General features: G+C 56.7%; 13 protein-coding genes. 8 read left to right on the top strand and 5 right to left on the bottom strand.

The features are described from left to right. The first annotated feature begins 86 nt into the window (after positions 1 to 86). On the top strand, positions 87 to 1,943 hold the full coding sequence (locus tag BISA_RS08250) for an AMP-dependent synthetase/ligase (protein ID WP_033891353.1): 1,857 nt from the start codon (positions 87 to 89) through the stop codon (positions 1,941 to 1,943). Between the two features lie 67 nt (positions 1,944 to 2,010). On the opposite strand, the gene BISA_RS08245 is transcribed toward BISA_RS08250, so the two are convergent. Together BISA_RS08245 and xseA are read right to left on the bottom strand one after the other, a co-directional pair. After that, positions 2,011 to 2,298 carry an exodeoxyribonuclease VII small subunit gene (locus BISA_RS08245; RefSeq protein WP_033891352.1) on the bottom strand — a complete coding sequence of 96 codons (288 nt, stop codon included), beginning with the start codon at positions 2,296 to 2,298 and terminating at the stop codon, positions 2,011 to 2,013. Positions 2,299 to 2,341: 43 nt separating this feature from the next. Continuing rightward, a complete protein-coding gene (gene xseA, locus BISA_RS08240) occupies positions 2,342 to 3,715 on the bottom strand; it encodes an exodeoxyribonuclease VII large subunit (protein WP_051917425.1) in 1,374 nt (457 codons plus the stop codon). Between the two features lie 371 nt (positions 3,716 to 4,086). Between xseA and nrdD the strand changes: the two genes are divergently transcribed. The 3 genes from nrdD (at position 4,087) to BISA_RS08225 (ending at position 12,758) form a co-directional block, all read left to right on the top strand. After that, entirely contained in the window at positions 4,087 to 6,495 is a 2,409-nt protein-coding gene (gene nrdD, locus BISA_RS08235; RefSeq protein WP_033891351.1) for an anaerobic ribonucleoside-triphosphate reductase, read from the top strand. A 161-nt stretch (positions 6,496 to 6,656) separates the two neighbouring features. Further along, a complete protein-coding gene (gene nrdG / locus BISA_RS08230) occupies positions 6,657 to 7,388 on the top strand; it encodes an anaerobic ribonucleoside-triphosphate reductase activating protein (protein ID WP_081890075.1) in 732 nt (243 codons plus the stop codon). 237 nt (positions 7,389 to 7,625) lie between these two features. Next, positions 7,626 to 12,758 carry an acyl-CoA dehydratase activase-related protein gene (locus tag BISA_RS08225; RefSeq protein WP_033891350.1) on the top strand — a complete coding sequence of 1,711 codons (5,133 nt, stop codon included), beginning with the start codon at positions 7,626 to 7,628 and terminating at the stop codon, positions 12,756 to 12,758. A gap of 64 nt (positions 12,759 to 12,822) precedes the next feature. On the opposite strand, the gene lnbY is transcribed toward BISA_RS08225, so the two are convergent. Both lnbY and lnbX read right to left on the bottom strand, forming a co-directional pair. Beyond that, on the bottom strand, positions 12,823 to 13,629 hold the full coding sequence (gene lnbY, locus BISA_RS08220) for a lacto-N-biosidase chaperone LnbY (protein ID WP_051917424.1): 807 nt from the start codon (positions 13,627 to 13,629) through the stop codon (positions 12,823 to 12,825). A gap of 143 nt (positions 13,630 to 13,772) precedes the next feature. After that, on the bottom strand, positions 13,773 to 18,773 hold the full coding sequence (gene lnbX, locus BISA_RS12285) for a lacto-N-biosidase (RefSeq protein ID WP_081890074.1): 5,001 nt from the start codon (positions 18,771 to 18,773) through the stop codon (positions 13,773 to 13,775). A 331-nt stretch (positions 18,774 to 19,104) separates the two neighbouring features. Between lnbX and BISA_RS08210 the strand changes: the two genes are divergently transcribed. Then, the gene (locus tag BISA_RS08210) at positions 19,105 to 20,382 is read left to right on the top strand and encodes a glutamate-cysteine ligase family protein (protein ID WP_033891349.1); all 1,278 of its coding nucleotides are present in this window, start codon (positions 19,105 to 19,107) and stop codon (positions 20,380 to 20,382) included. Positions 20,383 to 20,391: 9 nt separating this feature from the next. Here BISA_RS08210 and BISA_RS08205 read toward each other — a convergent pair whose 3' ends face one another. Beyond that, a complete protein-coding gene (locus BISA_RS08205) occupies positions 20,392 to 21,303 on the bottom strand; it encodes a MerR family transcriptional regulator (protein WP_033891348.1) in 912 nt (303 codons plus the stop codon). A gap of 167 nt (positions 21,304 to 21,470) precedes the next feature. Here BISA_RS08205 and BISA_RS08200 point away from each other — a divergent pair, with 167 nt between their 5' ends. The 3 genes from BISA_RS08200 (at position 21,471) to BISA_RS08190 (ending at position 24,757) form a co-directional block, all read left to right on the top strand. Next, positions 21,471 to 22,325 (top strand): SDR family NAD(P)-dependent oxidoreductase, encoded by an 855-nt coding sequence (locus BISA_RS08200; protein WP_033891347.1) that lies wholly within the window; start codon positions 21,471 to 21,473, stop codon positions 22,323 to 22,325. Positions 22,326 to 22,387: 62 nt separating this feature from the next. After that, a complete protein-coding gene (locus tag BISA_RS08195) occupies positions 22,388 to 23,695 on the top strand; it encodes an L-lactate MFS transporter (RefSeq protein ID WP_033891346.1) in 1,308 nt (435 codons plus the stop codon). A 21-nt stretch (positions 23,696 to 23,716) separates the two neighbouring features. Then, positions 23,717 to 24,757, top strand: coding sequence for a Gfo/Idh/MocA family protein (locus BISA_RS08190; RefSeq protein WP_237746122.1), 1,041 nt, complete (start codon positions 23,717 to 23,719; stop codon positions 24,755 to 24,757). Positions 24,758 to 24,782: the final 25 nt, after the last annotated feature.

Genomic DNA, 24,782 nt, shown 5'->3' with positions numbered 1-24,782 from the left:
ACTGCTGCAATGGCCACACGCTGTCGGTGACTGAAAATGTCGAGGGGTGTGGCCATTTGTAACAGCCGTGGAGTTACATAGTAGGTATGACTGAAAATATCGCTGATGTGGCGCACAATGACACCACGATCGTCAAGCAGTTCACCAACCCGGTCAAAGAGCCGATTGACAGCGACATCAATCTGTTCGATCTGCTCGATCGTCGTGCTGAACGTGACCCTGAAGGGTCGATGATTGAATACAAGGGCGAGGATGGCGCTTGGCATCCGTATAGTGCCGAAGTGTTCCGCCGTATGGTCATTGATTTGGCCAAAGGCCTGATTGGCCTCGGCGTTCATAAGGGAGATTCAGTGTCTATCGTCTCCCACACTCGCTGGGAGTGGACTGCTCTGGATTTGGCAATCATGTCTATCGGTGCGCTCACCGTGCCCGTGTATGAGACGAATTCCGCCAGCCAGGTCAGCTGGATTTTCAATGATTCTCAAGTGACCATCGCCATCGCCGAGGATGATGGCCAGCGTGACAAGATCGAATCCGTGCGTGACGAAGTACCCACGTTGCGCAATGTGTTCGTGATTGAGGCCGGTGGCTTGGATGCCATCAAGGCATACGGCGAATCGGTGACCGATACCGAGTTCTGGGAGTACAAGAACGCTGCCCACGGTGATGATTTGGCTACTATCGTGTACACCTCCGGTTCCACTGGCACTCCGAAGGGTGTGGAGCTTACGCACCGTAACTTCGCTTTCCTGGTGCTTTCCGCCTTGCAGTATATGCCACGTGCCGGTGCTTGGCCGGATCGTCGACTGCTGTTGTTCCTGCCGTTGAGCCATGTGTTCGCCCGTTTCATGGAGTTCTTCAGCTTCGGTGGCACTATTACGCTGGCGTTGAGCTCCAATATGAAGACTATGGTCAAGGATTTTGAAACCTTTGGGCCGACGCTGCTGCTTGCTGTGCCGCGCGTGTATGAGAAGGTGTACAACGCCGCTTCCCAGCGCGCTGGCACCGGTTTTGCCGGCAAGATGTTTGCTCGTGCCGCTGAGAATGCGCGCGCATGGTCACGTGCCGAGCAGCAAGGCGAGAAGTTGCCGTTGTTCGGCCGTATTGCCCACGCCTTCTATGAGCAGGTGGTGTATAAGAAGATTCGCACTATCTTTGGTCCGAATGCTGACTTCGCCATCACTGGTGGCGCTCCAATGGATTCCGAGCTCTCCCACTTCTTCAACGGTATCGGTATGCCGGTGTTGGAAGGCTATGGCATGACCGAAACCTGCGGCCCGGTGTGCGTGAGCTTGCCGGAAGATAACCGTATCGGCACTATTGGTATGCCGATGTGCGGTATTACTGCAGGCATTGCCGAGGATGGCGAACTGGTGGTCAAGGGGCCGCTGGTATGCAAGGGATATCACAACAATCCTGAGGTCACATCCCAGCAGATCACTGATGGTTGGCTGCACACTGGTGATCTGGGCGATATCAATGAAGACGGTTTCATTTCCATCACTGGCCGTAAGAAGGATCTGATTATTACCGCTGGTGGCAAGAACGTGTCTCCGGGCTTGTTGGAGGCTTCGGTGATGACCTCGCCGGTGGTGAATCAGTGTCTGGTGATTGGCGATAAGAAGCCGTTCGTGGCTGCTTTGGTTACGTTGGACTTTGCGGATGCCAATGCATGGCTTGAAGCTCAAGGTGCCAAGCCTGAGCCGGATTTGGCATCGCTGGCTAAGAACGCCATTGTGCATGCCGAAGTGGAGCGCGCGGTGAACGCCGCCAACGAGGGTGTGTCTCGTGCGGAATCGATTCGCAAGTTCGAGATCTTGCCGGACGAGTTCACTGAGGCCAACGGCATGCTGACGCCGAGCTTGAAGACCCGACGCGCTCAGATTGTGAAGCACTACCGTGAGCTTATCGACAACGTGATTTACGTGCCGTTGAAGAAGTAGCGGCGTGCTTGACGCTTTCCTTAGGGTTCCTTCGTGATACGCGAAGGAACCCTATTTGTTGTGTTGATTAGTCGAGGTTGGATTGTGTGCCCGCAGTGGCTTCGTTGGCGGCTTGGTTGGCTTGCGCCTGATCGAGTTTGGCGCGTACATCGTTGAGCAGGCCTTGTGCACGCTGGGCCAGCGCTTCGCCGATTTCCCATTGACGCATCGACTGGTCGAGGTTCAATCCGCCAGTTTCCAGTGCTTGAACGGCCTGAATGAGCTTGTCGCGAGCCTCCTCGTAGGGCATTTGCGCAATGAGTTTGCGCTCTTCATCGGTCAAGGATGAAGCCGGGGCGGTGTTCTTATCGGTCATGATGTTCTCCTTTATATATAAGTATTCAATAATGTTCTGGCGATTATTCAGTTGCTGATGTAGCGGTTGCGGTGATGATGCCCTTCTTCAACGTCACGGTGATGTTGTCTCCAACGTTGACCTTGTTGGCATCGTCTACCACATGGCCGTCCGCGGACTGCACTACGGCATAGCCGCGGTTCAGCGTGGATTGTGGGCTTAACGCGGTCAGGGAGGCGTGAGCCTTCTCAATAGTGAGCTGAGCGTCATCTACGATACGGCGAAGCCCAATATCAAGACGTTGCAATGAGTCATCAATCAGCCGCTGATGCGGTTCCAGCATGGTATGCGGCTGAGTGAGGCTTGGACGGTTGGCATAACCCTCCACCAAACGAATCTCGTTTTCCACGCGGGAACGCACACGAAGGCGCATACGGTCAATAGAGTTTTCAATGAGTTGTGACTGCTCAAACACATCCGGAACTACACGTTTGGCGGCATCGGTAGGAGTGGATGCACGAAGATCTGCCACCAAATCGAGCAACGTCCAATCATCTTCATGGCCGATGGAGGAGACGAGGGGAGTGTTGCAAGCATAAGCGGCACGCACTACGCGTTCATCCGAGAAGCCCATCAGGTCTTCGAACGAGCCGCCGCCTCGTGCCACGATGATAACGTCCACTTGAGGGTCGGCGTCGAGCTGTTGGATGGCTTGCACTACATCTGCCGGGCATTGTTCGCCCTGTACATGCACATGCACTATTTTGAATGAGACGGCTGGCCATCGGAGGTTCACATTGGTAACCACATCGCCTTCGGCGCGTGCCTGAGGCGCGCAGATGAGGCCAATGGTTTTCGGGAATTCCGGCAGCGGAAGCTTATGGTCCGCGTCGAACAGACCTTCTCCTTTGAGTCGCTTGCGCAACTCGTCAATCATGGCTTTGAGACTACCTCCTGCGCCGACTCGCAGGATGGTGTCGCCGCGCAAAGACAAGGAAGTGCGCTTCATCCACAGATTTGGCTTGCCGTGAATGACCACGCGGTCACCTTGTACAAACTGGCTTGCTGCCTGGGCAAAACGACCGAAGCCATTGACTTCCATTGCGATATCTTCAAAATCGTCGCGCAAGGTAAGGTATGCGGAACCGGCTCGACGTGTATTGATCTGCGTAATCTGCCCAGTGACCCAAGCTGAAGGCCATCGATCCACAGCACCGTAGAACTTCTGGCTGAGAACACTCACCGGCCACGGATTCTGGGCGGTGGTTTCAGCGGCTCGTGCCGGCAGCTGATCCATCGGACGCGGCCCCTCGGGCAGACTTATGGTATCGCCTGTTTGATCTGTATTGGCAGCCTGTCCCGGTCCAAAACCGGCAGCAGCCAATGATGCGGCGGTAGGTGCCGTGCCCGTGTGAGAGTAACCCATTGCAGTAGTCATGCTTTCCACTATAAATGCGTAATTCGAAGAGGGGAAAAATTTACCCTGCTCGAAAAGTCGTGGGACACTGAATGGACGGTGATGACGAATCTTTCGATCAGAAGAATGGAGGCGGTGGATAAGTCTGTGGATGACACGCGCGTAAGAAATCGTTACTTTAATCACACACTTGTGGTTTCGGCGGAAAATAGCCGAAAACCACTATAAATAGTTCAACACGCCTCTATGGGGTACTAGATATAGGGGTGGGGTTGCCGTATTGTTCTAGAGGTTCAAGAAAACGACATCCATGTAATTCTGCTTGGCTGGCGTAAGCGCGGCCAAAAATAAGTGGTTGTTGAAAAGATTGTTAGAGACGAAAGGGGTGCCCGATGGGCGCACAGGTGATGGAGGAGACCGCCACCAAGCATGAGGCGAGAGGCGCTGTTCGTGGTGGCGTGGTGCTCGTGGAAAAGCGTGATGGTCGCGTGGTCGATTTCGATCCGATCAACATCATCTCTGCGGTCAAGTCCGCCTTCAAGGATTTGGATAAGGAAGTCGGCCCGGAAGAAGAGGCCATGATTCGCGGCTTTGCCAATCAGGTTGAAGGCGAAATCAAAGAGCGTTATGCCGGCCCTGCCAAGATTGAAGACATCCAGAACCTCGTTGAGCACGCGCTCATCAGCGCTCACCTGTACGACGTGGCTCGTGCTTACACGAACTACCGTCTGGATAAGGATATTCAGCGTGCCAAGGCCACCGACGTGAATGAGGCTGTGGCTCGCTTCATGAACCATGATCCTTCGCTGATTCATGAGAATGCCAACAAGGACTCCAACGTCTACGCTACCCAGCGTGATTTGCTGGCCGGTGCTGTGTCCAAGGCTGCCGCATTCAATATGCTGCCGCCTGCCGTTTCCAACGCGCATATGAAGGGCGACATCCACTTCCACGATGCCGATTACTCCCCGTTCACCGCGCAGTCCAACTGCTCTCTGCCGAACTTCTGGGATATGTTGGCCAATGGTTTCACCTTGGGTAACGCTCCGATGGCTTCCCCGAAGTCCATTGCCATTGCGGCCACCCAGATCACCCAGATCATGAAGGATGTGGCTTCCAGCCAATATGGTGGCCAGACCGCTAACCGTGCGGACGAGCACCTGGCCCAGTATGCGCGCAAGGACTATGAGAAGTTCCTCGAGGAAGCTCGCGAAACCATTCCGGACGGTATGCCGGTCGAGTTCGCTCGCCGCCAGGTGGAGAACGCCAAGAAGAACGAGCCTTCCAAGCTGCACTTCGGTAACCGAGCACCGCTGCCGATGGATGTTCCGTTCCACACGGACGTTGACGAACTTGAGCAGGAGCGTGAAATCCTCGCCAAGATTCGTACTCGCAAGGCCATTTACGACGCTATGCAGACTATGGAGTACCAAATCAACTCCAACCGAGTCTCCAACGGCCAGACCCCGTTCGTCACCGTGGGCTTCGGTCTCGGTACCGATTGGTTCTCCCGTGAGATTCAGCGTGCCATCCTGCTGAACCGTATTCGCGGACTCGGCAAGGAACACCACACCGCCATCTTCCCGAAGCTGGTGTTCACCATCAAGCGTGGTGTGAACTGCGACCCGAGCGACCCGAACTACGACTTGAAGCAGCTCGCTCTCGAATCCGCTACCAAGCGCATGTACCCGGACGTGGTGTTCTATGAGAACATCATTAAGATCACCGGCTCCTTCAAGGCCCCGATGGGCTGCCGTTCCTTCCTGCAGGGTTGGATTAACCCGGAAACCGGCAAGGATGAGGAAGACGGCCGTATGAACCTCGGTGTGGTCACCGTGAACGTGCCGCGCATCGCCATCGAATCTCACGGCGACAAGGAACGCTTCTGGAAGCTGTTCAACGAGCGTATGGAAGTGGCTCACCAGGCTCTGCAGTTCCGCATCATGCGTTGCAAGGAAGCCACCCCGGTCAACGCTCCGACACTGTTCCGCTTCGGTGCATTCGGTCGTCTTGGTGCCAACGACAACGTGGACCAGCTGTTCAAGAACGAGCGCGCCACCGTGTCTCTTGGCTACATCGGTTTGGCTGAAACCACTGCCGTCTTCTACGGCAAGAACTGGATTCGCGACCACGGCTGGGATCCGGAAGGCAAGGAATTCGCGCTCTCCATCGTCAAGCGTATGAACGAGCTGTGCAAGCAGTGGAGCAAGGCCGAGGGCTACCACTACTCCGTGTACTCCACCCCGGCTGAGTCTTTGACCGATCGCTTCAACCGCATGGACCGCGAGAAGTTTGGCCGCATCGAAGGCGTGACCGATCACGACTTCTACACCAACTCCTTCCACTATCCGGTGTGGCTGCAGCCGACCCCGATGGAGAAGCTCAACTACGAGAAGGACTTCCCGTACTACGCTTCCGGTGGCTTCATCAACTACTGCGAGTACCCGTGCCTGCAGGACAATCCGAAGGCTCTCGAAGCCGTGTGGGATTACGCCTACAACATCGGTATTGGCTACCTCGGCACCAACACTCCGATTGACCACTGCTTCGTGTGTGGCTTCCAGGGTGATTTCGAGCCCACTGAGGAAGGTTTCAAGTGCCCGGAGTGCGGCAACTCCGATCCGGACAAGTGCAACGTGACCAAGCGCACCTGTGGCTACCTCGGCAGCCCGGTTCAGCGCCCGATGGTGCACGGACGCCACGAGGAAATCGCCCACCGCGTCAAGCACATGAGCGGTGAAACCGGTCATGTGACCCTGAACGACGGCACCACCCGCGAATGGTTCGAAGAGGCCAAGTAAAGTCTGTACGTTAGTCGGCTCCCCTCCCTGAGGGGAGCTGTCGCCATAGGCGACTGAGGGGAGTAGCAGTTACACTCCGCGAAGCTCCCCTCAGCCAGCTTCGCTGACAGCTCCCCTCAGGGAGGGGAGCCTGCGTGTTTTCGGCAAATATGGAGGTGGACATGTCGGAGTTTCAGCAGATCGCGGCGCGTGAGCCCAAGCGTCATGATTTTGCGGCGGGAGAGACCGGGCGTGGGCCTTCCGTTCCCTCCAACGGACTGGCCAACGATCCCAAGGCCGGCCAATGGGATGGACGGCGTATGTCCAAGCGCATGATCGCCGACTATAAGACCTTTATCGTTACCGATGGTGAAGGCGTGCGCAACTCCCTGTATGTCTCCGGTTGCCCATTCCACTGCGTTGACTGCTTCAACTCCTCTATCTGGGACTTCCAAGCCGGACACGAATACACGCAGAAACTCGAAGACAAAATCATCGAAGATCTCAAAGCCCCTTGGGTGCAAGGCATCACATTCCTCGGTGGCGAACCATTCCTGAATACCCCCGTGCTCGTGCCACTTGCGCAGCGCATCCGCACGGAATTCGGCCGCACCAAAGACATCTGGTCTTGGACCGGATACACCTGGGAGGAACTGATGCGCCCGGGGGAGACCGAAGACAAGATGGAGCTCCTGAAACTCATCGACATTCTGGTCGATGGCCGCTACCTCAAAGACCAAAAAGATTCCTTACTGCAATTCCGAGGCTCAAAGAACCAGCGTATTCTCGATGTGCCGAAGTCCTTCGAAGCCGGCAAACCCGTCATTTGGGCCAAGCTTCACGATCAGGAACGCGACATCCCCGAAATCTACCTGAAGGACCGCGAAGCTGGTGAAGGCTCGCAGGCCTCCTAGGACTTATGAATATTGTGTGTATGACACCGGCAATATCTTGAAAAGTGTTGGGAAACATGCTTTCCGTGAGCGAAATCACGATGAGGAGTGTCATGTTGGGCAGGTGGTCAGACTAAGCTAACCCAAAGAAGTAGCCGGGCGAAGCCGTCCGCAGGGTGCCTGCCAGCCGTCCGAGACGGTTTCATGGTGCCTGAGGGGGCAAAGCACCATCCCGGAGGCCGAAGCTAAGAGGAATACATGGTTGATACCGCATCGAACGTGACTGAGGGCACCACGGACACCGCAAACGCCAGCGCGGCGGCTCCGAAGACCGTCAAGCCGTTGCGCGTGGGACTGGATATTGGATCCACCACGGTCAAGGCCGTAGTGCTTGACCAGTCTGATTCCCTCAAATCCACCCTGTTCTCCGACTATCGCCGCCACCACGCCAATGTGCGTGCCACCGTGGCTGGCCTGCTCGTAGACATTCACAAGAAGCTTGAAGAGCTCGGTCGCGGTGATGAGCCGATTCGTCTGGCCATCACCGGCTCCGGCGGTCTGGCGCTGGCCGACAACATGCATGTGCCGTTCATCCAAGAGGTCATCGCCGAAACCGAAGCCATCGATAAGGAATACCCGCAGGCGGACGTTATCATCGAACTCGGCGGCGAAGACGCCAAGATCACCTATTTGAAGCCCACCCCCGAGCAGCGCATGAATGGTTCCTGCGCTGGCGGCACCGGTGCATTCATCGATCAGATGTCCACGCTGCTGGACACTGATGCGGCCGGCCTCAACGAGATGGCCAAGAGCTACGAGAACCTGTATCCGATCGCATCACGCTGTGGCGTGTTCGCCAAAACCGATTTGCAGCCGCTGATTAACGATGGTGCTGCCAAGCCGGACCTTGCAGCATCCATTTTCACCGCAGTTGCTACGCAAACCATCGCCGGCCTCGCATCCGGCCGCCCGATTCACGGCACTGTGATATTCCTCGGTGGTCCGCTGTTCTTCATGTCCGAACTACGCGCCGCATTCCAGCGCGCACTTGAAGGCAAGGTGGACGAATTCATCGTGCCCATCAACGCACACCTGTATGTAGCCTATGGTGCCGCATTGCAGGCGGATATCGATGCTGACGATGAAGGCCATCATTTCGAGGCGCACACCTGTGCGGAAATCCTGAAGCGTTTGGAAGAGTTGGAAAACCTGCCTTCCAATACGCCCACCATGCCGCCACTGTTCCCCACCGAAGCCGACCGCGAAGCGTTCAACAAGCGCCACCATAAGGAACACATCCACATCGGTACGCTTGAAGGCGCTCATGGTCCGCACTTCCTGGGCATTGATGCAGGTTCCACCACCATCAAGGCAACGCTTGTCAACGACGATCGCGAAATCGTTTGGTCCAGCTATGCCAACAATGAAGGCAGCCCGCTGACCGCGGCCATCAGTATCGTCAAGAAGATTCAATCTGAACTGCCTGAAGGCGCGTGGATTGCGCGCTCCTGCGCCACCGGCTACGGTGAAGGCTTGATCACCACCGGCCTGCACTTGGATGAGGGTGTGGTGGAAACTATGGCCCACTATCGCGGTGCCGAAATGGTGAGCCCCGGTGTCACCGCCGTCATTGATATCGGTGGCCAGGATATGAAGTATCTTGCCATCACTGATGGTGTGATTGATTCCATCGCCGTCAACGAAGCTTGCTCTTCCGGTTGCGGCTCGTTCCTGCAAACCTTTGCCATGTCAATGGGCTTGACGATTCAGGAATTCACGCAGAAGGCGCTCGCATCCACGCATCCGGTGGATCTGGGCTCCCGTTGCACCGTGTTCATGAACTCCTCAGTCAAGCAGGCGCAGAAGGAAGGCGCCTCGATTGAAGATATCGCGGCTGGCCTGTGTTATTCCGTGGTGCGCAACGCACTGTATAAGGTCATTAAGCTGCGTGATTCCGGCGAGCTTGGTGACACTGTGGTGGTGCAGGGTGGCACGTTCCTGAACGATGCCGTGCTGCGAGCATTCGAACTCTTGACTGAGCGTGAGGTCACCCGTCCTAATATTGCTGGCTTGATGGGTGCATTCGGCGCTGCTCTGACCGCCCGTATGCACTATCAGGATGAGGATGACCATCTGGATGCAGTGGTCAAGGCTGACGGCAGCGAAGAAGAAACTCAGCCGACCAACGACACTCAGGCTGAAGGTTTCAAGAAAACCGCTGCTGCAGCCGAGTCGGAAACCCATACCGTGATTGTGGACGGTGTGGCACACACCGCCAGCTCCATTCTGACCGGCGAAGCGCTCGACAACATGTCGATGACCACCGAGCGTGACGTGTGCAAGCTATGCCAGAACCACTGCAAGCTCACCATCACCACGTTCTCCGATGGTTCCCGTTTCGTGACCGGCAACCGCTGCGAACGCGGCGGCGACGCCAAGAAGAAGCGTTCCGACCGCCCGAACCTCTACGACTACAAGTACAAGCGCTGCTTCGCCTACCGCCGCCTGACCGACAAAAAGGCCACCCGCGGCGAAATCGGTATTCCGCGTGCGCTCAACATGTACGAGAACTACCCGTTCTGGTTCACACTCCTCACCTCACTCGGCTTCAAGGTCATGATTTCCGGCCGCAGCTCGCACGAGCTGTTCGAGACGGGCATCGAATCGATCGCCTCTGAGAACATTTGCTATCCAGCGAAACTGGTGCACGGCCACATCAAGTGGCTGCTCAACAAGGGTGTAAAGACCATCTTCTACCCGTGCGTAAGCTACGAGGACAATCTGGTCCCCAACACCGACAATCACTACAACTGCCCGGTGGTGGCCAACTATCCGTTGGTTGTTGGTGCGAACATGCCTGAGTTGCGCGACCCGGACGTGCGCTACATGCACCCGTACTTCAACCTTGCCAACCATGAACTCATGGTGGACCGCATCGTTGAGGAATTCGCGTGGGCCAACGTGACCCGCGAGGAAGCTGAAACCGCAGTCAAGGCCGCCTATGCCGAAGATAAGGTTTTCAAGCATGACGTGCAGCAGGAAGGCCTCGCCGCGCTTGCCTATATGAAGGAACACGGCTGCCGAGGCATCGTGCTCGCAGGTCGTCCATACCACATCGATCCCGAAATCAACCACGGCATCCCGGAAACCATCTGCTCGCTCGGCATGGTGGTGCTTTCCGAGGATTCCATCTGTGAACTACAGCCGGGGGAGAAGCTCAACCTCACTGCATTCCTTTCGGAAGGCGAATCCGATCCGCGCGCCAAGAACGCGGCAGGATTCCGTCACGTTGGCGATCGCACGGTCACCAAGATGCCGTTGCGCGTCACTAATCAGTGGGCATACCACTCCCGCCTGTACGCGGCGGCACACTTCGTAGCTTCCTATCTGGGGCTCGAGCTCGTGCAGCTCAACTCGTTCGGCTGCGGCCTCGACGCCATCACCACCGATCAGGTGGCTGAAATCCTCGCCGACAAGGCCGACGTGTACACGCTGCTCAAGATTGACGAAGTCTCCAACCTTGGTGCCGCCAAGATTCGACTGCGTTCGCTCAAAGCCGCAGTCGAGGAGCGTGAGGCGAACAAGGCCCGCGAAGCTGCCGCAGTGCAGACTGCGAGCAGGCAGACGGCACTCGCCGACGCCGCAGCTCAAGCGGAAGATGAAGCCGCCGCCAAGGCTCGCGAAGCCGCCAAGGAGAAGGCCGAAGCTGATTTGGCCGCAGCCAAGGCTGCGCTCGCCGAAGCACAGGCCGCAGTCGAAGCCGCCGAAGCCAAGGTCAAGGCCGAGCAGGCTGAAACCCAGCCGGCCGCTGGTCCCAAGCCGATGGGCTTCCGCAAAACCGGCTCCAAGGCACCAACTCCAGGCCGTCAGGTGCTGCTTGACACCACAATGGCAGCCAACCCGAAGCTCACCAAAGCCATGCGTGAGGCTTCCAAGAAGGCCGCACAGCGTGATCTCACAGAGGCAGTGAACGCCAAGAACGTGCTCGCCGGCTCGAATGGCACCGTCGACCAGCAGGGCAAGGCCAAGAAGAACGCGCATAACAATGCCACGATGAGCCGCTACGCCCATCGCCAGAAGTTCCTGAAGAACATGAAGCACGACTACACCATCGTGGCCCCGCAGATGAGCCCGATTCATTTCTCGCTCGTGGAATCCGTGATCCGTTCCGGTGGCTATAAGTTCGATATTTTGAAGCACGCTTCCCGCGACGACGTGGAAACCGGCTTGAAATACGTGAACAATGATGCCTGCTACCCGGCCATCATGGTGATCGGTCAGCTGATCGACGCCATTCAGCAGGGCAAATACGATCCGGATAAAGTGTGCCTCGCCATCACCCAAACTGGTGGCATGTGCCGTGCAACCAACTACTTCGGTCTGATTCGCAAGGCTTTGATTGATGCCGGGTACCCGCAGATTCCGGTCATCGCCATCTCGACTCAGGGTTTGGAAGACAATCCAGGCTTCAAGGCCACGGTGCCGTTGCTGCATCGCGCCATCAAGGCACTGATTCTCGGCGATCTGCTGATGAAATGCCTGTACCGCGTGCGTCCGTATGAAGCCGAGCAGGGCTCTGCCAACAAGCTCTACGAGCAGTGGGACACCATTGTGCGCGAAACCATCGAGCATCACGGCTTCTCCAAGACCGCGGCCAAGACCCCGTGGCTCAAGAAGGGCTACCTGCCGTACGGCACGCTCGCCAAGGAGATCGTGAAGAGCTTCGATGCGTTGCCGCTTAAGAATATCCCGCGCAAGGTGCGCGTCGGAGTGGTGGGCGAGATCTTGGTCAAGTACCAGCCTGATGCGAACAATCATGTGGTGGACGTCATCGAATCGCAGGATTGCGAGGCCGTGGTGCCCGGCATCATGGAATTCATGACCACCCGCCCCTATATCACCGACTGGAACGAGAAGAACCTCGGCATGGGCGGCAACCAGCAGCTGTACGCACTGATGCGCTGGGGCCTTGACATGTACAATGCGCCGATCAAGAAGGCCATTGCGCTGGCTCATGGCAAGTTCAAGCAGGATGATCCAATGCCTGAACTCGTTCAGAAGGCCGGCGAAGTCACCTCCATCGGCGTACAGGCCGGCGAAGGCTGGCTGCTTACGGCTGAGATTCTGGAACTTATCGAACAGGGCTGCCCGAATGTGATTTGCGCGCAGCCGTTCGCCTGCCTGCCGAACCATGTGACCGGCCGCGGCATGTTCGGTAAGATTCGCCGACTGCATCCGGAAGCCAACATTGTCTCCATCGACTATGATCCGGGTGCCTCCGAGGCGAACCAGCTCAACCGCATCAAGCTGATGATTGCAGCCGCGAAGAAAGCCCATCTGGCGAAGTTCTCAGAAGCGGGAGAGCCGCAGGGATTCACCTCCGCTGACTGATAGCACTATGCATACACTATGTGTTGGGCCCCGCCACTGTTCAGTGGCGGGGCCCAACACATAATCAGGCAACTTTCTGAAGCGTGAAATTGTATAGCTTTTTCCACGCTATGGTGACAGCGATTGCATCAGCCTTGGATTGCACTAAGGCGTCATATCGTTCGGAACGCATTTGGGCTTTGACGTTGCCGCGTATCTCATCGAGCGGGGCTTTGCCCTCCACTCCTTCGAGTGTCCAATCATGGGCGTCGTAATAGGCTTGCACGTCTTCGTCGCTTAACGACATATCCGGGTTGGAATCGTTGCTGGTGTAGCTGTTCTTTAATGCACTGACCTCGTAACTGATATATGAGTCAATATCAAACGTTGTTCGACCATATACGATGTTCCCGTTGGCCTTGGCGGAGGCGTTGCCCTGGTTGACGTTCTTCATGCGCTGCACGATGGCGGCATATGAATCATCATCCACAAGTCCTTGTTCCACTCCGATGAGATAAGCGGCGTGGCGCCTTTTCAGCGTTTCAATGGTTTGTTTGGCGAGCCACTGATAAGGGATTTCGCCGTCGTAGTCGCCGGTCCAGCCGGCAGAACTGAGGCTCACATCGTATTGTTGCTTGAAATGGTTCAGCGCGGCTGCGCGCTGCGTTTTCATTGCTTTAACGTATTCCTGTTGTTCGATAACGGTTTTGCCAAATGTGATGGTGGGAAAACCGCTGGCTGAGGTCGATGCATCATTGATATCCGCATGATTGCCGGCATTGGTGCCGGAGCGCGCAACATAGGCAATGGCCAATCCTGCCGCTAGTGCTATAACGAGCAGGGCTGCGATAATGCCGATGATGACATGGTGCTGATGGTTCATGCGATTCATGCTAACTGTATTCCTTGGAAGTAAGTGATATAAGAAACGGGGCTTTCGTGGAATGATCCGCGAAAGCCCCGTGGCGGACAGGTTTGCCGGTCATGCAGGTGACCGCCGTCGATTATGCGATATTGGCCACCTGCATGATGCGATTACTTGCGGCGACGGGCAACCGTTGCAAGGCTGAGACCGGCAAGCGTGGTCAGTACAACCGCGATGGCTGCCGCGGCGACATTGGAGCCGGTATCGCTGATAGTCGGCTTCTTGGTGTCGGTCGGCTTGGTCGTGGGCTTGTCAGTCGGCTGCGTTGGCTTATTGTCCGGGTCCGGAGTTGGGGTAGGATCCGGGTCTGGCGTCGGGTCAGGATCCGGGTCCGGCGTCACTGCCTTGTCTGCCACCTTGAACACCACCGTAGCGGTGTCCGTGGTGCCATCACTGTAGGTAACAGTGACTTGCGCCGTACGGGACTGACCGTAGTCGGCTTCGCTCGGAGTGAAGGTCACCGTACCGTTCTTAGCCACGGTGAAACCATCACCAGCCACGGCATACGCGGTGCCCTGGGGAGCCTCGGCTGCTTCACCATCCTTGACGAACGACACCTCGGCAGTGGCTTCCTTACCAACCGTTGCTTCCACAGTGGTCGGGTAGGAAGGCTCATACTGTTCGTTGAGCTTCGGCTCCGGCTCGGGCTCCGGCTGCTTTTCCTCCTCGAGGGATTCAATGGCTGCCTTGAGTGTCTTCAGCGCGGTGTTGACATCCTCCTGAGAAGCATCGGCGTTATCGAGCGTCACCTTGGCGGCATCACGGGCTGCCTTGAAATCAGCCCAGGAATCCGCCGTGTATTTCGACTCATCAAACTGCAGAGCCTTCTCATACTCAGTCTGAAGCTCATCCTTATTGACTTCCGGCTTCGGAGTTTCTCCAGCCACATAGTCAATAACCGGGCTGATGTGCGCGGACGGCCTGCTCATGCCACTCGCAGCTTCAGCAGTGATACGAATCCAATCGCCTTCGCTGATGGTGATGGTGCCATGTTCGGCAACGCACTGTGCGAAGTCAGTGGACTGCTGCTTGGAAACGGTGAGATCAGCCGAGCAGATTTCCTCATCATTGTGCATCAGCTTCAACGTGAGAGCTTTGCCGTTGTTGTTATCCTGACGCAGGTACGGTTCGTCATCCTTGATGGACACCTTCACCGTGCCGGACTTCGGCGCCTTCCAAGCCATCGCGGCACCACCTGCGGAAGCAGGGGAGTCGCTGATCAGACCGTGGATGGCGCTGCGGTCGGCAGGCAGATCATGGTTGGCATAATCGACGCCTGGGCCATAGTAGGTTTCGTACATCCAGTTCGGATACGTGCCGTCAAAGCCGGAGATGTTAGTCCATTCGCCGTCTTTGGCAGTCTGACGCTGGCCGTACCAGATGGGGCCCTGTTCGTTGATCTTGAAATCATTGACCCAGTTCCAGCTGGTCTTCGCAGTCACCACATACTCGTCAGCCACGGTGGAACCAGCAATGGAGATGCGCAGCACATCGCCGGCCGCGAGGTTGGCAGTGCCATCAAGAGCCTCACCGTTGCGGTAGACGGCCTTATCGGCGTTAGCCGGATCGGTCTTCACCTTGGCAAGCAGCTGGGCAACGCTCATCGGACTGTCGGCGGCAATCGGCACATACATGACCTTGACGCCATTGGCAGTACCGGTTTCCAGCTCGGACGAGCTGAGAGCGGCCGGCTGCTTGACGGTAAACGTCACGCTGGTGCTCGTAGCACCCTGCGTACCCGGATAGGTCACGGTGACCGGTACCGACACAGTTCCGGAAACAGCGCCGGCTGTGAACGTCACTGCACCGGTTTCAGTGTCGATGCTTGCTCCCTCAACGCTGCCGTCAAGAGCGAAAACAGTGCCTTCCGGCTTAGCGGCCGCAGCGCCATCAGACTTGACGAAGAAGCGAGGTGCGCGAGTGGATGCGGTGGAGCCCGCGTTCATCGCAACATTCGTGTAGCGCACGTCATAACGCTGTGCGTACGACTGAGCCACAGTGAACGTGACGGTAGTGGTGGTGGAAGAACCATCCGCATACGTAACGGTCACCGTTCGGGTGACGGTTGCGCCGTACTGGTCGGCGGAAGGAGTCAACGTAGCCACACCACTGTTCTCGTCAATGGTCACACCATCGCTCTCGCCGGCAATGGCATACGTGACGCCAGCCGGAGCGTTGACCGTCTTGCCGTCTTTGGTGAACGCGGCCACTGCCTTGGCCTCGGCACCCACGGTTGCCGCTACGGAATCGTAGGAAACCGTGTACTGCTTGGCTTCAGCTTCAGCAGGTGGCTCAACATCTTCATAGGAGATGACAGGGCTGATATGCGCGGACGACTTTGTCATGCCGGTTTCGGCATCGGCGGTGATGCGAATCCAATCGCCCTCATTGACGGTGATGGTGCCATGCTGTGCGACGCACTGTGCGAAGTCAGTGGACTGCTGCTTGGAGACGGTCAGGTCGGCCGAGCAGATTTCCTTGTCGTTATGCATGAGCTTCAACGTCATGGCCTTGCCATTGTTGCCGGTTTGGCGCAGATACGGTTCGTCATCCTTGATGGACACCTTCACCGTGCCGGATTCCGGAGCCTTCCAAGCCATTGCAGCACCGCCTGCAGTGGCTGGATCCTCGGCAATAAGACCGTGGATGGAGCCACGCTGATCGGAAGCCGGCAGCTTATGACCATTGGTGTTGAAGGCGTCGTAATCCAAGCCCACGCCATACCACTGGTTGTAGCTGGTCTGCGGCCAGTCACTGTCGTACGTGGTGATGGTCTGCCAAGCGCCGCCTGCACTGGTCTGACGTTGTGCCTTCCAATCATGGTCGGCAGTGCCCTGCTCGTAATCGGCGACCCAATCCCAGTTGATGCGCTGCACAATCGTGTAGTCATCGGTTGCCGTCGAACCATCGACAGAGAAGCGCAGAATATCGCCCTCCTGAATGGCTTCATTATTGTCGAGCTTGGTCAATGCCGCATCCGAACCAGCCAGCAGAGAGAACAGTTGCTTGAGCACTCCGGTGGACTTGCGGTAGACGGCCTTGTCCGCACCGGTATCAGCGGAAACGTTGGACAGCAGCTTCTTGACGGTCACCGGATTTTTGTCGGTGAAGGTCACGTACATGACCTTCGTGCCGTCAACGGTTGTTGTCTCGTACTTCGAAGAGGTCATTGAGGCCGAGGCCACGCCGCTTTCTACGGCACCCAGATCAGGCTTGCCCTTGATGGTGTTGCCGAAGAAATCATGCTCTACTGCGTAATCATTGAGATCGGAGACAACCTTGCCTGCGTTGATCGCAGGGGAGTTGGTGGTCGGCTTGTAGCCATCGAACACGGTAGTGCTGCCCTTGCGGGAGTATTCGGCACCGGAAGCCTGTGCGGCAGTCGGCGCGGAACCAGCGTCTTCGAGCACGTCGGCCACATCATCGGCAACAATGGCATTGGCGTCGGAAGCCGGCGTATTCGCATAGTTGACGTACAGGTTGTTGTCGTACACCTGACCACCGTAGTAGCCGCCGATGTTCCACTCTTCGGTCTTCTTCTCGTCGGTCGCGTTGATGAAGATGTTGTTCTCGAACTGTGCCTGCGAATTGGAGCGGGTGGTCAGCACGCGGCTATCGGCATCTACGTAAACAGTATTGTTGTAGATGTGGTTGCCCGGGCCGTTGGAGGGCAGATCGAACACGCCACGCTTATCGTTTTGCGAGATGTTGTAGCGGAACGTCGTGTTGACGGCCTTCCAGTTGCAGATCATCAGCGAAGCGAAGCTGTTGCCGTACGAATAGTTGTACTGGTACAGAGTGCCGTCGCCATAGTCGGCATCCCATGCCTGGCCGTCTCCATTGCCGTGGTCGGCGTTGAGATTCGAGTACACTTCGTTGTACTGGAACACAGGATCCTTGCAACGCCACGGCCAGATGCCGGCAGCGACTCGACCATAGCCAACGCCCGCGTTACCAGTGTTGTTGAGCACGTTCGCCGTGTAATCAACCGAATTGATGTGCTTGGAGACGCGATCGCCGACGTTGTGCTGAATGACCGGACGGTCGCAGTACATGGTGGTGATGGCGTCGCCGCCAGCGCCGATGATCGTGTTGTTTTCAATCAGCACGTTCGTTGCGCCGTATTTGGCGATCAGATCATCATCGATGGTGCCGTCGCCGTAATCGAAGTCGTTCTGCCACCTGGACGACTTATCGATGTAGTTGAGGTACGCGGTGTATCCCACGGCGATGCCCCAACGGTCAACATCCTTGACGGTGCTGTTGCGAATGGTGATGTGATCGAAGCGAGAGACATGTTCCTTGAGCCATGCATCGTCGGCGGCCGAAGTGCGCTCTTTGGGCAGGTGGGCCATGAAGTAGATGCCACCGTTGGCCATGTGCTTGTTGTACAGGTTGCCGTCCACGTCGTGGATGTTGAGGTTGTCGAGTGTGACGTGGCTCATCGTGCTGCCGTTTTCGGCGATGCCGGCCACACCGGTGCGATCCATACGATCGGCGCTGCGGTCAAGGCTCGTGCCGTCTGCGTCGGCGGTGTCGGTCCACTGCCAGGTATCGATGGGATCGTAAACGCTCTCATCATCGTTGGTGATCTCCAGATTCGAGACCGTAATATATGAGACGTCCTTGAGCAGCAACGTTGTGGATACGGTGCCTCGGGTCTTATGGTTGCCTACGTTCGCACGGTAATCCTGGTACCATTGGCTGCCTTCCACGCCATTGGAGGCGATAAGCGGCTTGCCTTCAGCTTCATCGCCATAGGCGGAAATGGTGATCGGAGCATCCGGGGTGCCGGCTGTATCGTGGATATGCAGCCATTGATCATTGAACTCGGAACCGTACTCCAGCAGAACGCTGTCGCCAGGTTCAAGATCGGAAGCGATTTCGTTAACTTTGTTGAGTGTCTTCCACGGGCTCTTCTGGCTGGTGCCGGCATTGTCGTCGCTACCGTGTTCGGATGACACGTAGTAGGTGGTGCCCTTGGAGGAATCCTTGGTGGAGGTGGTTTGCTGCGCAAATGCCGCCGTTGGTGTGGCGAAGGCGAGCGCAGTTCCCAAAGCGACTACTGCCGCAATGGTTTTAGGGCCATGCCCAGAAGTGGGCAGTGACATGTCTTCTTCCTTTCGTGTGGGCGTCCTCTGCGTGTAGATCGAATGCAACATTGCTGTGGCCCGCGTGATAGGAGCTTCCTTACTGTGTGAGATGCGGGTAATCGAGATGGACAAAGAGGTGATGCAGGGACGTCGTAATCAGCTACGTTGCCGATATATGTAAATAAACTTTACAAAGTAGTAAGTATAGCGGAAAATCTATTGAGATATTTTCGGGGGTGTTGTGGGTTCAACGCCGCCGAATTGCATAGTGCTCGCTATCGGTTTTTCATATAGCCGATTGGCGGGCATTCGGGCGCGGCCAGAGCCTGTCTCGCTTACCATACCGATTATGGTTACTCCGAGGATTAGTTATGCGCATTTGCTTGCCAAGCCGAACCCCAAGCATGTCGAAAGCCTGCTGAAGTTCTTCGAAAGCGGCCGCGCCCAGCGAGGCACGGGTGGATTCGGTGTGGAAATCGAGCATCTGCCGGTGCATAACGGCAGCGATACCGCCGTCAGCTATTACGAGCCGAATGGTATTGAGACGCTGCTCAAACGACTCGCTCCTTACTATGACGAAGAGAAGGAGTATTGGGAGAACGGTCATCTGGTAGGTCTGGGGCGCCCGGGGGTCTCGGTTTCTTTGGAGCCTGGTGGCCAGGTGGAAACCTCCATCGGCATCCTGAAAAAGCCGAGTGATCTGATTACCCTGTATACCAAGTTCCGCCGCGAAGTAGATCCGATTCTGGAGGATCTCGACTTCCGCTTGGTCAACTATGGCTACCAGCCCAAGTCAAGCTTCGCCGATGTGCCGGTGAATCCCAAGGACCGTTACGATGCAATGACCGACTATCTAGGCCGCGTTGGCCAGTTCGGCCCATGCATGATGCGTTGCTCTGCCTCCACGCAGGTCAGCATCGACTTTGTGGATGAGCATGATGCCATCGAGAAGATGCGTTTGGGCACGGTGATCGGCCCGATTTTGGCATACTTCTTCCGCAATACCCCATACTTTGAAGGCGAACCGAACCCGTGGCCGCTGCTGCGCCAGCGCATGTGGGACTACCTTGACTTCCAGCGCACCAATGTGATTCCGGGGCTCTTTGACCCGCGATTTGGCTGGGAGGATTACGCGATTGATGTGCTCTCCACGCCATTGATGTTCGCCGATTTGACGCATACACCCGAAGCTGTGGCTTCCGGAGCCAGCCCGAAAGAGCTGCATCGTCCGGCCTTCCGTGAGAACGCCGGCGACGTGTACCCGGATCGTGAGCTCAACCCATACGAGATCAACCACATCATTTCCACGCACTTCAATGATGTGCGCTTGAAGAACTTCGTGGAACTGCGCCACTGGGACTCGCTGCCGATCGAGCGTGCGGAACGTCTGACGGAAATCGTCTCCTCGCTGTTCTACGTGCCGGAGAACCGTGAACGACTCGAAAGCTACTTCGACGGCATCACCGAAGAAGAAGTGTACGAGGCCAAGGCCAATATTCAAGCTCACGGTCGTCAGGCTTCGCCGTATGGCCAGCCGCTTGAATTCTGGAAGGAATTCCTGGGGCTCGAAGGTCTGCTCGCGGACATCCCCGGCGATCCGAATCACCCGGACGTCTTCCAGGAGTAATACGGATTCCTACATGCGCCCGGCATCGCAATGGTGCCGGGTGTAGCGTACTCGCATTGAGCCTTCCGGCGTATGACTGCCCCAGATCTCGCAGATGGTGACATGCCGCCATTCATTGGAATCAAGTTTCGTGGCCATTGTGAGCGCTTCATCGAAGCATGCGGTTAAGGATTCCCGTTCGATGACCTGACCTTCTGCCGGCCCTCCCGTGGGATGGAAAACGGTCAATGAAGAGTCGAATTCGAAATCAACGGCATTATCCGAACCGCACGATTCGGTGGCGGAGACGCTGTGGCCATCATGCGATGAGTTTGATGATGCGGATGCATCTGGAGCGTCAGCTTCGAACTGCTGATAGGCGTATGCCTTATGCTCCAAAAGGTCCACCAGAATGCCTCGTCGCAAAAGCCTCGGCAATCCAGCCTCATGCACGGCCGCACGCAGCGCGGTCATCGCCCTCAAATACGGTTTCAACTGGAATGAACCGCCAAAAAACGGCCAAGGCTTGCCTAGCATCCATGTGGGTGGCAGATCTGAGCATACGATGCCATCGGCAGGTGTGCGAGCTTTACGCGTCACTTCGCCCAAATAATCATTGAGGCTCGTCTCCAAGGTGCGCAAGCGTGTGATTTCCCGTGCCACCCGTTCACGCCCGGTTTCCATCAGCGCACGCCAATCAAGCATGCCGTCCTTCGCGCGGAAGGATTCAATAGACTCCAACGGCATGCCAGCGTCCAGACACAGTCGAATCACATCCATTTCCAGCATCTGATCGGGCGTGTAATACCGGTAGCCAGTACGCGAGTCGGTTGCAAAAGGCGTCAAAATGCCGTGTGCATCGTAATAGCGCAACGCTTTGGCGCTGGTGCCATCAAGCTTGGAGACTTCGCCGATGGTCAGCAGCTCATCATCATCGCGCATTGATGACACTCCTTTGTCACCCTTGTGAATTTGACCTTACCCTCGGGGCAAAGTTTAGCATCGCAGCTACCAAGCCCGGCAGTATCAATGAGGATGCGGCCGAGCCTGGCACATAAGCGCACGGTGGCGTGCGCTGACAACAGTGATCGAACACAGGAGGTTCGCTCATGGAGGAGCACAAAGACAATAGTTGGCTGGGATTATCCGGTGATGTATGCGTAGTCATCGGAGCGGTAGGCGGCATGGGTACCGCTATTGCAGCCGAGCTGGCTCACGCCGGAGCCCGATTGACATTGGTTGATATCAGCGAAGAACATACTGCCGCATATGCAGCGCAACTTGCCGACGAATATGGTGTTGAAGCGCGAGGCTACGGTTGCGACGTTTCCGATGCCGATGATGTGGAGATTCTTAAAAATAAGGTCGTTGAGGATTTCGGCACTGTAGATGTGCTCGTCAATACGGTTGGTATTCTGCGTTTCGCTCCGTTGGAAGATCTGCCGCTTTCCGATTGGAAGGATGTCATCAATGTGAATCTGACTGGTGCATTCATTCTTTCGCAAGCCTTCGGCAAAGTGATGCTGGAGCATAAGACCGGACGCATTGTGCACATCTCTACCGTGGCCTCGCATTCGCCGGAAACCTTCTCCGGTGCCTATTCATGCGCCAAAGCCGGCCTTGGCATGCTCTCAAAAATGATCGCCGCGGAATGGGGACCGTTTGGCATTCGTTCCAACTGCGTATGCCCATGCTTCGTTAAAACGCCGATGAGCGCATCCTTCTACGCCGACCCCAAGGTGACCGAAGAGCGCGAACGATTGATTGCATCCCGCCGTATCGGCGAAGTTCAGGATATCGCCAATGCAGTGGCGTTCCTCGCATCCAAGCGCTCCGACTTCGTCAACGGCGATGAAATCAGCGTAGACGGCGGATTCCATCTCATGATGGGAGATCTCACACCCAAGCCGGGCGGCCGCCGTCAGTTCGCCATCAATTCCCTGAAGCAGCGCGGACTGCTGTAATCCACCCCACCAAAGTCAACGCTTGGATCGCAATTCCACCACAGCGCAGAAAGGATTGTTTAATGACTTCCCTTACAGCAGTTTCCGGCTCCAATGCGGCTGCCAAACATGAGCCCAACCGTTACGGCGTCTTGTCTGCCGCATTCGTGGTCATGTTCTTCGTGGCCTCCATTGCACTGTTCAGTGTCTTCCTGAACCCGCTTTCCGAACAACACGGGTGGACGCCCGCCGAAGTCAGCCTCTCATACTCTATTTTCCAGACGGTTATGGCCGTCACCGGCATCTTCTCCGGGCGCATCTCCGATAAATTCGGCCCGCGTACAGTCATGCTCGTCGGCGGTTTCGTCTTCGGTCTCGGTTGGTTCCTGACCGGCATTGCCGACAGTCTGCCAATGCTGTATATCTGCCACGGTTTGATTGCAGCTGTGGGCAACGGTTTGGTGTACAACCCGGCGCTCACCACCGCACAGCGCTGGTTCCCGGATATTCGAGGCAAAGCATCCGGCATCCTCTTGGCCGCAGCTGCCATCGGACCGGCTACGCTTGCTCCGGTGGCCAACGCCCTGTCCAGTGCATTCGGCGTATCCAATGCGCTGAAGATTCTCGGCGTCACCTTCTGGGTGACCATCACCTTGGGCTCGCTGTTCGTGCATCCAGCTCCGGCAGACTACCGCCCCAAGGGTTGGGAGCCGCCAGTCGCCGACAAGCCGGCAGCTGCTGCTTCGACCAAGGCCGGCGATGATGGAAGCTTTGATTTCAAAGCCATGCTCGCCTCGCCGCGCTTCTACATTCTGCTCGCCGTCTATGCTATGGCGGCATCCTCTGGCACCATGCTCGTGGGTGCCGTCTCCTCCATCTCACAGGAGCATGTTGGAGCTGTGGGTACCATGACCGCGGCCGCATTCGGCGCAATGGCTGTATCCATCTCCACCATCTCCAATTTCCTAGGCCGCCTGACGTTCGGTGCACTGTATGACAAGTTCGGCGCATTCAAATGCCTATCGCTCATGCTGGTAGTCACCGCGCTCGCCATGATTGCCATGTCGTTCGCCTATAACGCTGTGTTCTTCATGATCTGCGTGATTGTGCTCGGCTTCGCATTCGGCGCACTGCTGGTGATCTATCCGCCGTTGACCGGTGAAACTTTCGGTACCAAGCATCTTGGTGTCAATTACGGCATCATGTTCCTCGGCTATGCGCTCGGCGCATGGATTGGTCCCCGCTTAGCCACCGGCCTGCACTCCGAAGCTTACGGATACCGCATCGCGTTCTATGCGGCTGCCGGCATCACCGTACTTGGCTTGGTGATTGTGCTGCTGCTTGCCGCCCACGTTAAGAAAGCCGGCACGATGATGCCGGTGAGGAAGTAAAGAAGTGTCAATTAAGGAGCAATGATGACAGAACAACTTCGACTGGCCGTTATTGGCGCAGGCGCTATGGGACGCGACCATATCCGTTACATTCAGGACGATGCCGACGCGCGATTGGTGGCTATCGCCGATCCGGTACCCGCCACCGAGCAAGTGGCCAAGGATGCCGGAGTGCCGTGGTTCGCTGATTATAAGGAAATGCTGGAATGCACCGCACTGGATGGTGTGGTCATCGCATCCCCGAACCATCTGCATGTGCCGATGGCCCGCGAAACCGTAAAGCGTGGCATTCCGACCTTGGTGGAGAAGCCGATCAGCGATGATTTGGATGACGCCCGCGCGTTTGCCGACGAAGCACGTGCCTCCGGCGTACCGGTGCTGGTGGGCCAGCATCGCCGCCATAATCCCAAGGTTCGCCGTGCCAAGGAAATCATCGAATCTGGTGCACTCGGCACAATCGTGACCGTTGCAATCCTGTACAACCTGTACAAGCCGGATACCTACTATGACATTCCGTGGCGCAGGCAAAAAGGCGCGGGACCGATTCTGGTGAACATGGTGCACGATGTGGATCTCATGCGCTATCTCATCGGCGAGCCGGTGGAAATCCAAGGCATGTCCGCAAATTCGGCGCGTGGCTTCGAAGTGGAGGATTCCGCTGTGGCCACCGTGCGATTCGCCAACGGCACATTGGGTACCATTACCTTGTCTGATTCGGCGGCCAGCCCGTGGAATTGGGAATCCACCGCGCGCGAGAATCCATTCTTTGCCCCATATGACACCGACGCCTACTACATCATGGGCACCAAGGCCTCGCTTTCCCTGCCGCGCTTGCACCTGTTCTCTCATGCCGGTGGCGTGAGCGATTGGACCAAGCCGTTCGTATGCGAGGTGCAGGGCGTGCGCGAAGGACTGCCGCACCGTTTGCAACTGAAGCATTTCGAGCGTGTGATTCGTGCAGAGGAGGAGCCGCTGGTCACTCCTGAGGATGCGATTAAAACATTGGAAGTGCTGAACGCCGTCAAACAGGCGGCGGACGGTGGCGAGCTTGTTCGTCTGTAGTTGACGATTGAAAGCTGACTTTGTG

It is taken from the genome of Bifidobacterium saguini DSM 23967 (assembly GCF_000741715.1).
GTDB classification, from domain to species: domain Bacteria; phylum Actinomycetota; class Actinomycetes; order Actinomycetales; family Bifidobacteriaceae; genus Bifidobacterium; species Bifidobacterium saguini.
Note: the sequence above shows the minus strand (reverse complement) of the source record. Positions and strands in the feature narration are given on the sequence as shown.

What these genes read in the sequence shown, in the direction of transcription:
- BISA_RS08250 (WP_033891353.1), top strand. Translation starts at nt 87, where the DNA reads ATGACTGAAAATATCGCTGATGTGGCGCACAATGACACCACGATCGTC.
- BISA_RS08245 (WP_033891352.1), bottom strand. Translation starts at nt 2,298, where the DNA reads ATGACCGATAAGAACACCGCCCCGGCTTCATCCTTGACCGATGAAGAG.
- xseA (WP_051917425.1), bottom strand. Translation starts at nt 3,715, where the DNA reads ATGACTACTGCAATGGGTTACTCTCACACGGGCACGGCACCTACCGCC.
- nrdD (WP_033891351.1), top strand. Translation starts at nt 4,087, where the DNA reads ATGGGCGCACAGGTGATGGAGGAGACCGCCACCAAGCATGAGGCGAGA.
- nrdG (WP_081890075.1), top strand. Translation starts at nt 6,657, where the DNA reads ATGTCGGAGTTTCAGCAGATCGCGGCGCGTGAGCCCAAGCGTCATGAT.
- BISA_RS08225 (WP_033891350.1), top strand. Translation starts at nt 7,626, where the DNA reads ATGGTTGATACCGCATCGAACGTGACTGAGGGCACCACGGACACCGCA.
- lnbY (WP_051917424.1), bottom strand. Translation starts at nt 13,629, where the DNA reads ATGAATCGCATGAACCATCAGCACCATGTCATCATCGGCATTATCGCA.
- lnbX (WP_081890074.1), bottom strand. Translation starts at nt 18,773, where the DNA reads ATGTCACTGCCCACTTCTGGGCATGGCCCTAAAACCATTGCGGCAGTA.
- BISA_RS08210 (WP_033891349.1), top strand. Translation starts at nt 19,105, where the DNA reads ATGGTTACTCCGAGGATTAGTTATGCGCATTTGCTTGCCAAGCCGAAC.
- BISA_RS08205 (WP_033891348.1), bottom strand. Translation starts at nt 21,303, where the DNA reads ATGCGCGATGATGATGAGCTGCTGACCATCGGCGAAGTCTCCAAGCTT.
- BISA_RS08200 (WP_033891347.1), top strand. Translation starts at nt 21,471, where the DNA reads ATGGAGGAGCACAAAGACAATAGTTGGCTGGGATTATCCGGTGATGTA.
- BISA_RS08195 (WP_033891346.1), top strand. Translation starts at nt 22,388, where the DNA reads ATGACTTCCCTTACAGCAGTTTCCGGCTCCAATGCGGCTGCCAAACAT.
- BISA_RS08190 (WP_237746122.1), top strand. Translation starts at nt 23,717, where the DNA reads ATGATGACAGAACAACTTCGACTGGCCGTTATTGGCGCAGGCGCTATG.